Source organism: Exiguobacterium aestuarii, from assembly GCF_020171655.1.
Taxonomy (GTDB): Bacteria; Bacillota; Bacilli; order Exiguobacteriales; family Exiguobacteriaceae; genus Exiguobacterium; species Exiguobacterium aestuarii_A.
Map to the genome: position 1 here is coordinate 16,955 of NZ_JAIVAC010000001.1, position 13,129 is coordinate 30,083.

At 47.2% G+C, this 13,129-nt stretch carries 15 protein-coding genes; 8 read left to right on the forward strand and 7 right to left on the reverse strand.

Annotated elements, in window-relative coordinates; all coding sequences use genetic code 11:
- Positions 1 to 81: 81 nt before the first annotated feature.
- Entirely contained in the window at positions 82 to 840 is a 759-nt protein-coding gene (locus LCM29_RS00140; RefSeq protein WP_224860176.1) for a transporter substrate-binding domain-containing protein, read from the forward strand.
- On the forward strand, positions 837 to 1,487 hold the full coding sequence (locus tag LCM29_RS00145) for an amino acid ABC transporter permease (protein ID WP_015880920.1): 651 nt from the start codon (positions 837 to 839) through the stop codon (positions 1,485 to 1,487). Before LCM29_RS00140 ends, LCM29_RS00145 begins: the two co-directional genes overlap by 4 nt.
- 42 nt (positions 1,488 to 1,529) lie before the next feature.
- Here LCM29_RS00145 and LCM29_RS00150 read toward each other — a convergent pair whose 3' ends face one another.
- Positions 1,530 to 2,627, reverse strand: coding sequence for an ABC transporter ATP-binding protein (locus tag LCM29_RS00150; protein WP_214875186.1), 1,098 nt, complete (start codon positions 2,625 to 2,627; stop codon positions 1,530 to 1,532).
- A 104-nt stretch (positions 2,628 to 2,731) separates the two neighbouring features.
- On the reverse strand, positions 2,732 to 3,583 hold the full coding sequence (locus LCM29_RS00155; RefSeq protein WP_224860178.1) for a PucR family transcriptional regulator: 852 nt from the start codon (positions 3,581 to 3,583) through the stop codon (positions 2,732 to 2,734).
- A 42-nt stretch (positions 3,584 to 3,625) separates the two neighbouring features.
- On the opposite strand from LCM29_RS00155, the gene LCM29_RS00160 reads away from it, so the two are divergent.
- The 4 genes from LCM29_RS00160 (at position 3,626) to LCM29_RS00175 (ending at position 7,611) form a co-directional block, all read left to right on the forward strand.
- Positions 3,626 to 4,744, forward strand: coding sequence for a DUF445 domain-containing protein (locus LCM29_RS00160; protein WP_224860180.1), 1,119 nt, complete (start codon positions 3,626 to 3,628; stop codon positions 4,742 to 4,744).
- A gap of 36 nt (positions 4,745 to 4,780) precedes the next feature.
- The gene (locus tag LCM29_RS00165; RefSeq protein ID WP_074032614.1) at positions 4,781 to 5,152 is read left to right on the forward strand and encodes a YlbF family regulator; all 372 of its coding nucleotides are present in this window, start codon (positions 4,781 to 4,783) and stop codon (positions 5,150 to 5,152) included.
- Between the two features lie 127 nt (positions 5,153 to 5,279).
- Positions 5,280 to 7,058 (forward strand): SLC13 family permease, encoded by a 1,779-nt coding sequence (locus LCM29_RS00170; RefSeq protein WP_224860182.1) that lies wholly within the window; start codon positions 5,280 to 5,282, stop codon positions 7,056 to 7,058.
- A 61-nt stretch (positions 7,059 to 7,119) separates the two neighbouring features.
- Positions 7,120 to 7,611, forward strand: a complete 492-nt coding sequence (locus tag LCM29_RS00175; RefSeq protein WP_224860184.1) for a hypothetical protein — start codon at positions 7,120 to 7,122, stop codon at positions 7,609 to 7,611.
- Positions 7,612 to 7,648: 37 nt separating this feature from the next.
- Here the strand turns inward: LCM29_RS00175 and LCM29_RS00180 are convergent, their stop codons facing one another.
- From LCM29_RS00180 to LCM29_RS00190, 3 genes are read right to left on the reverse strand one after another with little or no spacing between them, the layout of a single operon-like run.
- Positions 7,649 to 7,867 (reverse strand): YhzD family protein, encoded by a 219-nt coding sequence (locus LCM29_RS00180; protein ID WP_074032616.1) that lies wholly within the window; start codon positions 7,865 to 7,867, stop codon positions 7,649 to 7,651.
- 40 nt (positions 7,868 to 7,907) lie between these two features.
- Positions 7,908 to 8,999, reverse strand: coding sequence for a DNA polymerase IV (dinB, locus tag LCM29_RS00185; protein ID WP_224860186.1), 1,092 nt, complete (start codon positions 8,997 to 8,999; stop codon positions 7,908 to 7,910).
- Between the two features lie 35 nt (positions 9,000 to 9,034).
- Positions 9,035 to 9,958, reverse strand: coding sequence for a magnesium transporter CorA family protein (locus LCM29_RS00190; RefSeq protein WP_224860188.1), 924 nt, complete (start codon positions 9,956 to 9,958; stop codon positions 9,035 to 9,037).
- 81 nt (positions 9,959 to 10,039) lie between these two features.
- Between LCM29_RS00190 and LCM29_RS00195 the strand changes: the two genes are divergently transcribed.
- Positions 10,040 to 10,999, forward strand: coding sequence for an HD domain-containing protein (locus LCM29_RS00195; protein ID WP_224860190.1), 960 nt, complete (start codon positions 10,040 to 10,042; stop codon positions 10,997 to 10,999).
- Between the two features lie 47 nt (positions 11,000 to 11,046).
- Here LCM29_RS00195 and LCM29_RS00200 read toward each other — a convergent pair whose 3' ends face one another.
- Complete coding sequence (locus tag LCM29_RS00200; RefSeq protein ID WP_224860192.1) at positions 11,047 to 12,036, reverse strand: peptidylprolyl isomerase; 990 nt, start codon at positions 12,034 to 12,036, stop codon at positions 11,047 to 11,049.
- Positions 12,037 to 12,189: 153 nt separating this feature from the next.
- Between LCM29_RS00200 and LCM29_RS00205 the strand changes: the two genes are divergently transcribed.
- Positions 12,190 to 12,528, forward strand: a complete 339-nt coding sequence (locus LCM29_RS00205; RefSeq protein ID WP_224860194.1) for a DUF1878 family protein — start codon at positions 12,190 to 12,192, stop codon at positions 12,526 to 12,528.
- Here LCM29_RS00205 and LCM29_RS00210 read toward each other — a convergent pair.
- The gene (locus tag LCM29_RS00210; RefSeq protein WP_015880933.1) at positions 12,512 to 13,075 is read right to left on the reverse strand and encodes an HTH-type transcriptional regulator Hpr; all 564 of its coding nucleotides are present in this window, start codon (positions 13,073 to 13,075) and stop codon (positions 12,512 to 12,514) included. The two genes, LCM29_RS00205 and LCM29_RS00210, sit on opposite strands and share 17 nt — an antisense overlap.
- Positions 13,076 to 13,129: the final 54 nt, after the last annotated feature.

Genomic DNA, 13,129 nt, shown 5'->3' on the forward strand with positions numbered 1-13,129 from the left:
TGAAGACATCACGCCAGTATGATGAGGTTATTGTTTAAAACCGTGTAATCATATAAGGATTATAGGAAAGGCGGAATCATCATGAAAAAGACATTAACAAGCGTACTCGCAATCGGAGCTTCAGTCGGGCTTCTCGCAGCTTGCGGTAACGAGACAGACAGTGGAGCGGACGAAGCAGTCATCACTGTCGGGACAGAGGCGACATACCCACCGTTCACATACAAAGATAAAGGTGAATTGATGGGATATGATATCGACGTCTTGAACGAAGCGGCAGAACGTGCCGGTTATAAAGTAGAGTATGAGGCAATGGACTTCAAAGGACTCGTTCCAGCACTTGATGCAGAACGAATTGACATGATTGCCAACCAAATGAGCATCACACCTGAGCGTGAAGAGAAGTATGCGTTCTCTGACCCGTATGCGGTATCAGGAGCTCAAGTCATCGTTGGTTCGGATAACAACGACATCCAAGGCGTAGAAGACCTCGACGGCAAATTAGTCGGATCGACACAAGGTTCAGTCTATGCACAAATGGCTGAAGAAGCTGGCGCTGAAGTGAAATACTACAAAGGGGCGAACCAAGTGCTTCAAGACCTCGAAGTCGGTCGTCTTGATGCAGCATTGAACGACCGTCTCTTCATCTTGACAGAGCTTGAAAAAACAGGCTATGACGTCAAAGCAGTCGGTGACATCTTCAACACAAGTGAAGCTGGATTCATGACACGTCAAGATAGCGACGTTCTCGAGAAGTTGAACAATGCACTTGCGGAAATGAAAGAAGACGGTACGATGCAGGAAATCGGTGAGAAGTACTTCGGTGAGGACATCAGTCAATGAATGAACTGATCACGACCGTCATAGATAACCGCTCGGTCTATCTTGAAGCCGTCCAGCTCACGTTGATCGCCAGTGTCCTGTCGATTCTTCTCGCCTTGGCGCTCGGTCTGATCATCGCTTTACTTCATAGTAGCCCGATTAAAATTGTACGGTTGTTCACGCGGACGTACATTTCGTTCTTCCGTGGGACACCACTCTTACTTCAATTATTGATTTTGTATGTCGGTCTCACTGGGTTCGTGCAACTCAGTGGGATGCAGGCGCTCATCTTCGGACTTGGATTCCACTTTGCGGCCTATATCTCGGAAGCTTTCCGGGCAGCCATCAACTCTGTCGACAAAGGACAGGTAGAGGCGAGTGTCGCGCTAGGAATCCCGAAAATGAAGCGTTTCAAAGACATCATTTTCCCACAGGCGCTCTCTCGCGCCATCCCGCCTGTCTCGAACTCGGTCATCGACATCATCAAGTCGACGTCACTCGGTTCGGTCATCGCGGTTCAGGAGTTAACGTATGTGTCTGACCAAATTGCCGCAACGACGTATTTGGTCATGCCGTTGCTCTTGTTCTCGGCTTCGATTTACTGGATTTTATCGACTTTGATTCAAGCCGGTCAACACAAGCTCGAACAGCGCTATGCGATTCGATAAGAAAAAACCTCGATTCAGATGAATCGAGGTTTTTTGTATGCCTTAACGGATGACTTGTTCTGTTTCTCCGTCGAAGAAGTGCGCTTTTGTCATATCGAGTGCGAGTTCGACATCGTCACCCATGTGGATGTTCGAGCGGCCGTCAACGCGTGCTGTGAACTGTTGTCCACCAAGTTCAGCGTAGAGGTAAGACTCAGAACCCATGAGCTCAGCGACGTCGATGTGCGCTTTGAACGTGTGTGTCGTTGGTGAGTCGATGTAGATTGGCTCATCATGGATTGATTCTGGACGAATCCCGAGGACGAGTTCTTTTCCGACATAGCCACGGTCACGGAGTGTTTTCATTTTTCCTTCTGGAACGTTGACTTCTTCACCGTTCGTGATGAATTTACCTTCAGCGAGTGTACCGCGGAAGAAGTTCATCGAAGGTGAGCCGATGAAACCAGCGACGAAGATGTTGTCTGGGTTGTCGTATACTTCTTTCGGCGAACCGACTTGTTGGATAAGACCATCTTTCAAGATGACGATGCGCGTTGCGAGTGTCATCGCTTCTGTTTGGTCGTGGGTAACGTAGATTGTCGTTGTGTCCAAACGGTTGTGGAGCTGGATAATCTCTTTACGCATTTGTACACGAAGTTTTGCATCCAAGTTTGAGAGCGGCTCATCCATCAAGAAGACTTTTGCATCACGAACGATGGCACGGCCGATAGCGACACGTTGACGTTGTCCACCTGAGAGCGCTTTTGGTTTACGCTCGAGGTACTCTTCCAACCCGAGAATACGAGCAGCGTCTTTTACGCGACGATCAATCTCGTCTTTCGGGAACTTACGGAGCTTCAAGCCGAACGCCATGTTGTCATAGACACTCATGTGCGGATAGAGCGCGTAGTTTTGGAAGACCATGGCGATATCACGATCTTTAGGAGCAACGTCGTTCATTCGTTTCCCGTCAATGATAAAGTCACCGTTTGAAATCTCTTCAAGACCTGCGATCATACGAAGTGTCGTCGATTTACCGCAACCAGATGGTCCGACGAAGACGATGAACTCACGGTCTTTGATGTGTAAGTTAAAATCGCTGACGGCTTTGACGCCACCATCGTAAATTTTATCAATGTGTTCTAAACGAATTTCTGCCATGTCGTTAGCCTCCTAAAGAATCTGTATGTTTATAATAGCGCTTACAAGAACGATTATATGATGAAACCGCTTGCATTGAATATAGACAAGTTGCACAAAAACCGTCAATCGGATTTGTGCAACGTGACCATTAGTTGAAGGAGACTCGCGTCATAGAACTTCCGTGCATCATAACCCGTCGTCTCGAACAGACGATCAAGTCGATAATTCAGCGTGTTTCGATGCATGAAGAGTGCTTTGGCCGTATGGGAGACGTTCAATGAATGACTGAACAACGCCTCAAGCAGTTCAATCGTCGATAGATCAAGCATCTCCATGAGTGAAGCCGTGATATGGTTCCGCTCTTTTAAGTCCTGCTCTTGTAGTAAATAATGGTATAATAATTGACTAGCAGGGTAAGTTTTAGTAGATAGACGAGCGTATGGCATGAGCAGTTGATGTTGACGATACACACGGGCGAGAGGACCTTGAGAACGTTCGCTATAGACAGCGTGTGCTTCGATGAAACAATCGCTCGCGATGGCACGCAAGACGTCCTCGAACTCCTGAAGGTCGACAAACGTGTCTTGTTCGATAAGTTCGATATGTTTGGTTGTGATCAACACGATTTCAGCATGTGGCATGAAGTCATGGATAATGCTGATGAATGATTCGAACGCTTCCTCTTCTGCTTCTTGGAGCGAAAGAGAGATGAGCCGAAACGATTGTTCGAGACGGTACGTCTCATCTTGAAGGCGTTCTTGCCATTTTCGCTGATGTGGGTCGGACTGAAGGATCGGGGTCGCCCACATGCGGAGCAATTGTTGTTCACGTTCGGTCAATTCGAATGTTGGGAGCCCAAATATGGTACCATCTTGCGTCTCGAACCAGTCAAGGTCACCAGATGCATCTTCCGACCGATGGACAGCAGTCGGAAAAATCGATTTAATACGATCAAACGTATTCAATACTATCACCTCATCAACAATGTATCATATTTCAGATCGGAGGCTTGCAGTTTGGACGGGTTATTAAAGATTTTACTCATGATTGTGATTGGGGCGACGATTGGTGGCGTGACGAACTTTCTCGCCATCAAGATGTTGTTTCGGCCACATGAACCGAAATATATCGGTTCATTCCGGATTCCTTTTACACCAGGTCTCATTCCGAAACGTCGGGATGAATTGGCATCAAGCTTAGGAAAAACGGTCGTCAAACACTTATTGACGCCGGAAGGCATGCGAAAACGATTATTGGATGACCAAGTGACGACGCATATTACGCACTTTGCGCAACAAGAAGTTCAGGCGATGCTACGCTCGGAAAAAACCGTTCGAGAACTCGTAGAACCTCTCTATCCGAATGCAGAGGCACGCATCCTTATGTCGGCGGATGAAAAGTTACGTGACGAGCTAACGAGCGTCATGTCCGATGTGAAAGAACGGAAGTTGTTTGAATTGCTTGGAGAAGAAGGAATGGACCGCGTACGAGCAGTCATTCCTGAAATTGTTGACGCACTTCTCGTCAAATCGGAAGAGTATTTTTATTCTCCTGAAGGTGAGGCGCAACTTCGTCATATGGTCGATTCGTTCGTTCAACGTCGGCTTGGATTTATCGCAGGATTTATTCAAAATATGAATTTTGTTGAGATGGTTCGTCCAGAAATCGTCAATATTTTACGAGGTCAGTCGACTCGTGACGGCATGACGACGATGATTACACGTGAGTTCGAACGATTCAGTGAAAAGACGGTCGATACGTTGATTGATGAACGATTAGAAACTCGACTCATCGATGGCATCACCGAACAAGTCGTCACGCGTTTGCCAATCGGACAATTGTTGGATCGACCGGTCTCGTCGTATACCGAGTCCATCGAATCTCGTGTCGTCGATGAACTAGTGCCTCAAGGGGTCACCCTTGTCATTGAGCGCTTCACGAATCAAATGGAGACGATCATGGACCGCTTAAAAATCGATCAAATCGTACAGCAACAAGTCCAGTCGCTCGACACCTCGTACCTCGAAGAGATCGTGTTATCGATCTCGAAACGAGAGTTCCGGGCAATAACATGGCTTGGAGCGCTGTTAGGTGGTATGATTGGGTTGATTCAAGGGTTAATTGCCATCTTATGATGAGCTAGACCCTAATAGCATTTAGGAGGACGTTACATGTCACAAACAAACTTGTACGACCAAGCTTACCAATTGGAGAAAGCACTTCGCGATTCTGAAGAGTTCACAACACTCTCTTCTTTATACGATCGTGTCAATGCGGATGCGGAAGCGAACCAGTTGTTCGCTGACTTCCGTAACATCCAAATGACGCTTCAACAAAAGCAAATGCAAGGAGAGGAAATCTCTGAGCAGGAAATGATGGATGCGCAAACGAAAATGATGAGCGTTCAACAGAACGAATTAATCATGGAGCTCATGCAAGAAGAGCAACGCATGCACCAGCTCGTTACAGAAGTAACGAAAATCATCATGAAACCACTTGAGGAGCTTTACGCGCCGATGGTAAATGAAAACGAAGTTCAATAAGATGTGAAAAGCGGATGGCGATTGAGCCATCCGTTTTTTTGTTGATGAGATTGTCACAAGAATGAAGTAAGCGTTTTCATAGAGGGTTTATAATGAAAGTAGAATGATGGGGAAAGGGTGAACTGGCATGTGGACCGTGCTCATTCTATTCGGGATGATTCTCTTTTTCATAACAGGTTGGCTCCGAGCAGACTTGGTCGCATTGATTGGTCTTTTATGTCTCGTCCTAACTAATCAATTGACGCCGGGTGAGGCGATGGCGGGATTCTCAAATTCAGTCGTCTTGATGATTGCTGGACTGTTCATCGTTGGAGCAGGGTTGTTTCATTCCGGTTTAGCGGAACGATTGGCATCTGCACTCATTCCGTACGCGAACGGAAGTGAGACACGACTCTTTTATTTGTTCATGTTGACCGTCGCCTTGCTTTCAAGCGTCATGTCGAACACAGGGACGGTCGCATTGCTCATTCCTGTCGTCATGGCGATGTCACGACAAATCAAACGATCCGCAAAGACGTATCTGATGCCGCTTGCTTTCTTCTCGAGCATCGGAGGGACGATGACATTGATTGGGACACCGCCGAACCTTGTCGCAGCTGAATCGCTACGAGGTCTAATTGATGTGCCGATCGGCTTCTTTTCTTTGCTCCCAATCGGTGCGGTCGTGATGATTGTCGGCTTGTTCTATTTTCGTCTCGTCGGAAATCGCTTGCTCGAAGATAATCGTTCAAGGGAATGGGATGGAGGCGGTGCAATCGAGACGATCAACCCGAACGTGTATGTCCTGTCGATTGACGAGGTACATCCGTTGATTGGCAAACGACTAAGTGAATTGAAATGGTCGCGTGACGGTATCATTGTACTAAAGGAACGAGTGAAAGGGATAGGGCGGCATTACGAAACTGCTCGCGCTGACACCGTATTGCGTGCCGGGTCAATCCTCGTCAGTGGGGATGAGCAGCGAGTCCGTTCTCTCTCGGAACAACAACACATTCCGTTTCAGCAGGTTGAGGCAACAAACGTCTATGACAAGACCGGTGGCATCGTCATGTTCACGATTCCAGGGTCGAGTCAACTTGTAGGGAGATGTCTTCATGAGAGCCAGTTACGGAATGAGTTTCATGTGAACGTCTTGCGTGTCATCCGCCCACAAGAAGAAATTGCACAAGTACACCTGAAAGATACGCCGCTAAAACAAGGGGACTTGTTGATGGTACAAGGGAAGTGGGACGATTTAGAGCGGGTTGAACAAGAGGCACGACTACTCCTCTCGAACGAGCGGGTGACGGATGTAGCGAATCGGACGGTGTCGAGTCATCATCAACTTGCGGCAGGTGTGATCATGGTTATGATGATGACGTTGTTCGTGTTTGAATGGGTTGATCCGACCGTTGCGGTTTGGCTGGCGGCACTGGCGATGGTGATGAGCGGAGCCGTGCGCCACCTAGACATTGCGTATCAATCGATTCAATGGTCTTCACTCGTCTTGATTGCCGCGATGATCCCGGTAGGAACGGCGCTTGAGAAGGCGGGCATCATGACGTGGCTTGTCGACTGGATTGGGCGGTCGTTCGCGGGCTTTGGGCCAGCCTGGGTCCTCGTCGTCTTATTTCTTGCGACGATGGTCCTCAGTCAAATCATCTCGAACACCGCGACCGCTATCTTGTTCATTCCGCTAGCCATCGCTCTATCGGAATCCATGGCGGTCAGTCCAGTCCCGTTCGTCATCGCTGTCGCCATTTCAGCATCCCTTGCTTTCATGACGCCGTTCGGTTCTCCGACGAACGCGATGGTGTTTAGTGTAGGAGGCTATCGATTCATGGATTTCGTCAAAGTTGGTGTGCCGTTGCAACTACTCACCGGCATCGTCGGAATCCTGATGATTCTGTTTCTCTTTCCATTTTAAGCAGGATTTAGGGGGCGGATAACGAAAGTAAAGTGATCAGGAAATGAAAGGATGGACGACGATGAAAAAATGGATGTTGGTTTTCCTCTGCTTGTTTCTAGTAGCCTGTGGGAAAGAAGAGAAGGCCGAACCAAAACCTGAGATGACGGAGAACGGGCGGGTGGCTGAACAGTATCTTGAGAAACAACAGTACCCAATCGTCTCATATGAAGGCGAGTATATGAGTACGTTAACCTTAGATGAGTTGACGGAAGATCGTGCACAGAACACTTGGGGATTACAATCTGTGTCACCGGATGAATACGTTGGAAAGACCATATACTATGAAAACTTTACGGTAAAAGATCATCCGATTGGTGAACAATCTCCCGCCGGTCAGACTGCTGTCTCGGTAATGGTCGTGGATGGAGAGGTAATCGGGGGAACGTCATTCCCTGTGACAGACGGATCGGGTTTAGGGAGCGGATATAGTTTGAGCGGGGAATCGTTCGAGGACATTCACCCTGATATTCAGGAATGGCAGAAAGCATGGAATGAGAAATATGGAAATTAAAAAGTAGACCGAGAACAAGAATCTCGGTCTACTTTCATTATGATGCCGTTCCTTTTAATTTCCCCGGTAATTTGCAACGTTCGAAATAGATGAGTTGTCCCCGGCGAACGATGCGCGCGCCTTTATGTTCATGCCCTGCTGCTCGAAGCATGTCGAGCCCTTGCTGTTTGGCTGATTGATCATCGCTTGCTTCGAACATTTCGTTCAACACGAGCGTGCCATCATTCTCGAATCCTGTCACCGTGTATGTCTCCATTCACACGACCCCCTTTTTCTCTATTTTAATGAATGGTCATTCATTCTTCAAGAGAAGGTTTCGTCAGTTCGTCAAATGTCAGTTGACGTGTGGATTCATTTCGAGGAATCAAGTCCGATACGGTCAGTCCAATCAAGCGAACGGGCTCGGTGACATTCATCTCATCGAAGAGGCGTCTTGCTAGTCGTCGAATCTCGTCATGGTCATGCGTCGGATGATTCAATTTGATTTGATGACTTCTAGCCTGAAACTCGCTCGTCTTTAATTTGATGGTGACGGTTTGGCAACTCAGTTCGCGGCGATCGAGCTGACGCAACACGTCTTCCATTTCGGGAATGACCCGTTCGAATACTTCTTCGGGGTCGTCGATGTCAAACGCAAACGTCGTTTCCGACCCGATTGACTTACGCTCGCGCGTGGCGACGACAGGACGCGTGTCTCGTCCATGTGCTAGTTCATAAAGTTGTTGCCCGCGATCATGTCCAAAGATGGCCTTCAGTTGTTCGGGACGAGCTTGTTGAAGGTCACCGATTGTATGATAGCCACTTTTGTTAAGCGTTTGGGCGGTCACTTTCCCGACACCGTGCATTGCTTCGATGGAGAGGGGAGAGAGAAAATCAGCGACTTTCTCAGGTGAGACGACGGTAAGACCGTTCGGCTTTTCAAAGCCGGACGCAATTTTTGCGACGAATTTTGAAGGTGCGACGCCAGCGGATGCCGTGAGACCGGTACGACGTTTGATCTCTCCTAGAATATAGCGGGCGATATAGGGACCTGATGTGCTCAACAGCGTATTTTCGGTCACGTCCAAATAGGCTTCATCAAGGGATAAAGGTTCGACGAGAGGGGTGACCGATTTAAAGATGTCCATGACCTGCGCGCTCACTTGTCGATAGGCTTGGAATCGTGGTTTGACAAACGTAGCGTGTGGACACAACGCAAAAGCGCGACGTGATGACATCGCGCTGTGTACGCCGTACTTCCTCGCTTCATATGAACAAGTGGCAACGACTCCACGACTGTGAGGTGGTCCACCGACGATGACAGGTTTTCCACGTAAATTTGGACGATCCCGTTGTTCGACGGAGGCATAAAAGGCATCCATGTCCACATGAATGATGAGTCGTTCCATAACATCACCTTTCCTGTGCAAATCTCTTTTCTTTATTATAACGAACTTTTGTTCGTTTTTTTAGATTTTTGTTTCGTTTTATTCTTTGATGAAGTGGTTTGATTCGGGAATTGTAACAACGAACCAATCCAATTCTTCCGTTTCAACCATACTTGAATGATAAGAGTGAAGAATAGAATCATTAACCAGGCGAACGCGTAACCAAACGGCCAATCCAGTTCAGGCATTGCTTTAAAGTTCATTCCCCATACGGCACCGAACGCGACGACAGGGGTCGTAAGTGCTGTGAAGACGGTGAGTGCCTTCATGATTTCATTTCCCCGAAAGTTAGAAAGTGTCGAGGCGAGGTCTGTCATCGCGATGACGTCACCTTGATAATGATTGATGAGCGTCAATAGTCGACTGACTCGATAATCCGCGAGTTGGTAAGGTCTCAACGTTTGTAGGTCGATATCGAGAAAGGCCTCACGTCCTGCCATGACGAGTTCTTTATAGGGAGTGACGGTGTCGGACCAACGTTCGATTTCACTCCGAAGACCAAAGATTTCATTCATGAACGTGGCAGGAACTTGTCCTGCCATTTCTCGCTGTGCCACGAGAAGTCGTTCTTCGAATTCATCGATTCCGTGAAAGTAATTGTTCATCCGTTCGGCAAGCAATTCATAGAACGCTTCAATCGGTGAGTTGCAGTCTTTCGCAAGGACCGATTCGTGATGCAAATCGTCAAATCCAATTGTCCATAAAAAATCAGGACCGATAAAATAGTGCCCGATTTTCTGCGGCTCACGTTCTAACTGCTCGTAGTCGAGTGTGAGTGACCCGTACATATAACCATCCTCGACCACGATTTTTGTGACGCTTGCGGTCGTCAACTGCTCGAGCCAATACGTATAGGCCGGTGCATATCGAGAATCTACTTCCACATAATCCTCGGGGCGCGTGTACCAATCCCATTCCATTGTCTATTCCTCCAATTCGCTATAGTAGTAGTATTCCCAAATTGTCAGGAATGTTGGCATCTGTCGCAAAGTTTCGATAAGATGAAGGTACTGAACAAGAGAGAGGTGCTTTCATTGACGACAAAAATCGGTCAGCTCAAAGTGGGCGACACGCTAGACCAATATGTCATGATCAAACAATCGTATAAGGGACTTGCCGGGAACGGAAAGCCTTATTTAACATTAATCCTTTGCGACGAGAGTGGCGAAATCGAAACGAAATTATGGGATAGTTCGGATACCGAAAAGTATGCGACGAAAAAAATCGTCCATGCGGCCGGTGAAGTGATGGACTATCGTGGACGGACGCAATTGAAGTTGAAGCAAATTTCAATCATCGAGCAAGAAGTCGATATCGCTCCGTACGTTCGGTCGGCGCCGATTCCGAAATCGGAACTTGAAACGACAATCCGTGGGTTCATCACGTCACTTCAACACGATGAGATTCGTCGTCTCGTTGAAGAAGTCGTCAATCGTCACGAAGAGGCATATTTCACGTATCCGGCTGCTGTGCGACATCATCACGCAGTCTATTCCGGACTCGCATTCCACGTTATGTCGATGCTGAAGCTTGCGGACACGATGTGTGACCTGTATCCATCGTTGAACCGAGACCTGTTGATTGCAGGAGTGATCTTGCATGACTTGGCGAAAGTCATCGAGTTATCGGATGCAATTACCCCAGAGTATACGCTTGAAGGAAAGTTGCTCGGCCATCTCTCACTCATGGCATCTGAACTAGAAGTCGTCTCACGTGAGCTCGGGACGGACCGAGAAGTGACAACGTTGTTGCAACATCTCGTCTTAAGTCATCATGGGAAACCGGAGTGGGGATCGGCGAATACGCCACAACTCCCTGAAGCGGAGATGTTATTCTTCATCGACAACATCGACGCGCGGATGAACATGTTCGAGAAAGCGTATGAAGGTGTCGAGCCGGGTACGTTTACGGAGCGTGTCATGGCACTCGATAACCGTGCCTTCTATCGTCCAAAGTTATAATATGTCCATAAAAAAATGGCGCTCCATTACGGAGTGCCATTTTTGTCTTATTGTTCAGTCGACTCTTCAGAAGACTCGTCTGCGTTTTTGATTGCTTCTTTGACAGCGTCAAATTGTTGCTCTGCTTTTGCATCTTTTACGTCAACGTTGTATTTTTCAATCAACTCCGCGTAAATTTTGTTTGCATCGACAGAAGCTGATTTTTCTGTTGCTAACTCTTCACGAATACGGTCTTTCTCGTCTTCGAGTTTCAAGTCTTTCTCTTTACGGTCTGTCACTTTAATGACGTGGAAACCGAATTGCGATTGGATTGGCTCAGAGACTTTTCCAACCACGTCTTCTTTGAATGCATATTCTTCGAATTCAGGTACCATCGTGCCTGTAGAGAAGTAACCGAGTTCTCCACCTTTTTCACCAGAACCTGTATCTGTTGATTTTTCTTTCGCGAGTTCAGCGAAGTCTGCACCGTCATTCAACTGTTTAATGATGTCTTGTGCTTCTTCTTCTGATTCGACGAGGATGTGGCTAGCTTCCACTTCCACGTTTTCTTTTGCGAACTGTGCTTCAACTTCTTCATCCGTCACGTCGACAAGTTCAGATTTTGCTGCGTCGACAAGCATTTGTCCGCGAAGCGCTTCTTTGAACTCTTCTGTGCCGCTCATGCCGGCTTGTTGAATCGCTTGTTCGAATTCTTCTTTTGAGTTGAATTGTTCTTCTGTCTTGCTGAACTCTTCATCTACTTTTTCTTGCTCGACTTGATCACCATATTCTTTTTCAAGAAGTGCATTCATCGTCTCTTGGAATGCGAGTTGTGGCACCATGCGGTCGTAACTCATGTCCGCGATTTCACCGCGTGTGATTTCGCCGCCTTTATATGTGACGACTGCTGAATTATCTGATTCTACGCCGCCTGCGTTTGTCGCTGCGTATGTGCCGCCAGCACCGATGATCAGTGCGAGTGCAGATGCACCGACGAGAGCGCCGGTTGAGAATTTTTTATCTTGCTTTTTTGGTTCGTTTGTCATTCCGTTTGACATGTATTCCACCCCTAATAATTCTTTAAAGTTTCTAAGTCCGACTATATCACATTTTCCTAATCATGACAGCTGTTCTCTTGTCTGTACAGTATCATAGCACACAATCCTGTCGTATAATGATGTAATAGAATGTGAAATGATGGGGTGAGGGTAGTGTCACTAGAAGAGAAGGTCGAGCATTTATCATATCAGATGAAGATCTTACTCGAGATTGTTGATTGGACGGACCGTCCGTTTGAATATGAAGTGATTCGAGCGAACTTGACGAAGCAGGACGTAGAGGCGTTTTATCAGTTGCTTGAGGATATTCGGGCACGACAAAACGAGCAAATGCGCTATGGGTTTACGTCCATAGAACCGTTGCTCGTCCATTTTGTGGGTATGTTAGATTCAAGGCTAGACGTGAAAACGATTCTTGGGGCATGCGTCCGTCAAGGAATCGAGTTAGACGTCACAGAGCCACTCTATCGGCAGGTTAGGCTTCTTGACTGAGTTCATCCTCATCAGGACGTCTGCCTGCCTCTTCTGTGATCATTTTTGATGTTTCAGCAAAGATATCCATGAAGTTGTCCCCATATAAACGACGCACGATGGCCGTCATGTCTGTTAAGTCAGGGAACTTGCCATAAAGTTCTTGGAGCGGAAGAGAAGCGCGGAATACGCCGTTTCCTTCTGGATCAAACGCGTGAATCGTTTCAAGCAACAACGATTCTCCTTCAGGTGTCAATTGGACATACGTGTTTCGCTTGTCCGTCTCTTTTTTCGAAAACGTAAGTAATCCACGATCTTCTAACTTCTTCGAGAAGTTGAAAGCGGTCGAGACGTGCATGACGCCATATTTTGCAATTTCAGAGATCGATGCGCCGCCTAACGCGTGGGCAATCCATAAGATGTGGTGCTCATTGATGTTTAAATCAAATGGTTTAATCCAGTTTTGCCAATCTTTTTCGACGGTTTTCCACAAAGCCTTACTCAATTGAATAATTTTGTGGCTATAGAGCATGGCCTCAGGGCCAGTGAATTCTTTTTCGTGTTCCATTTCGATCCATCCTTTCCGGATAAAAAATCAAAAGTAATCGACGGACGATGACCT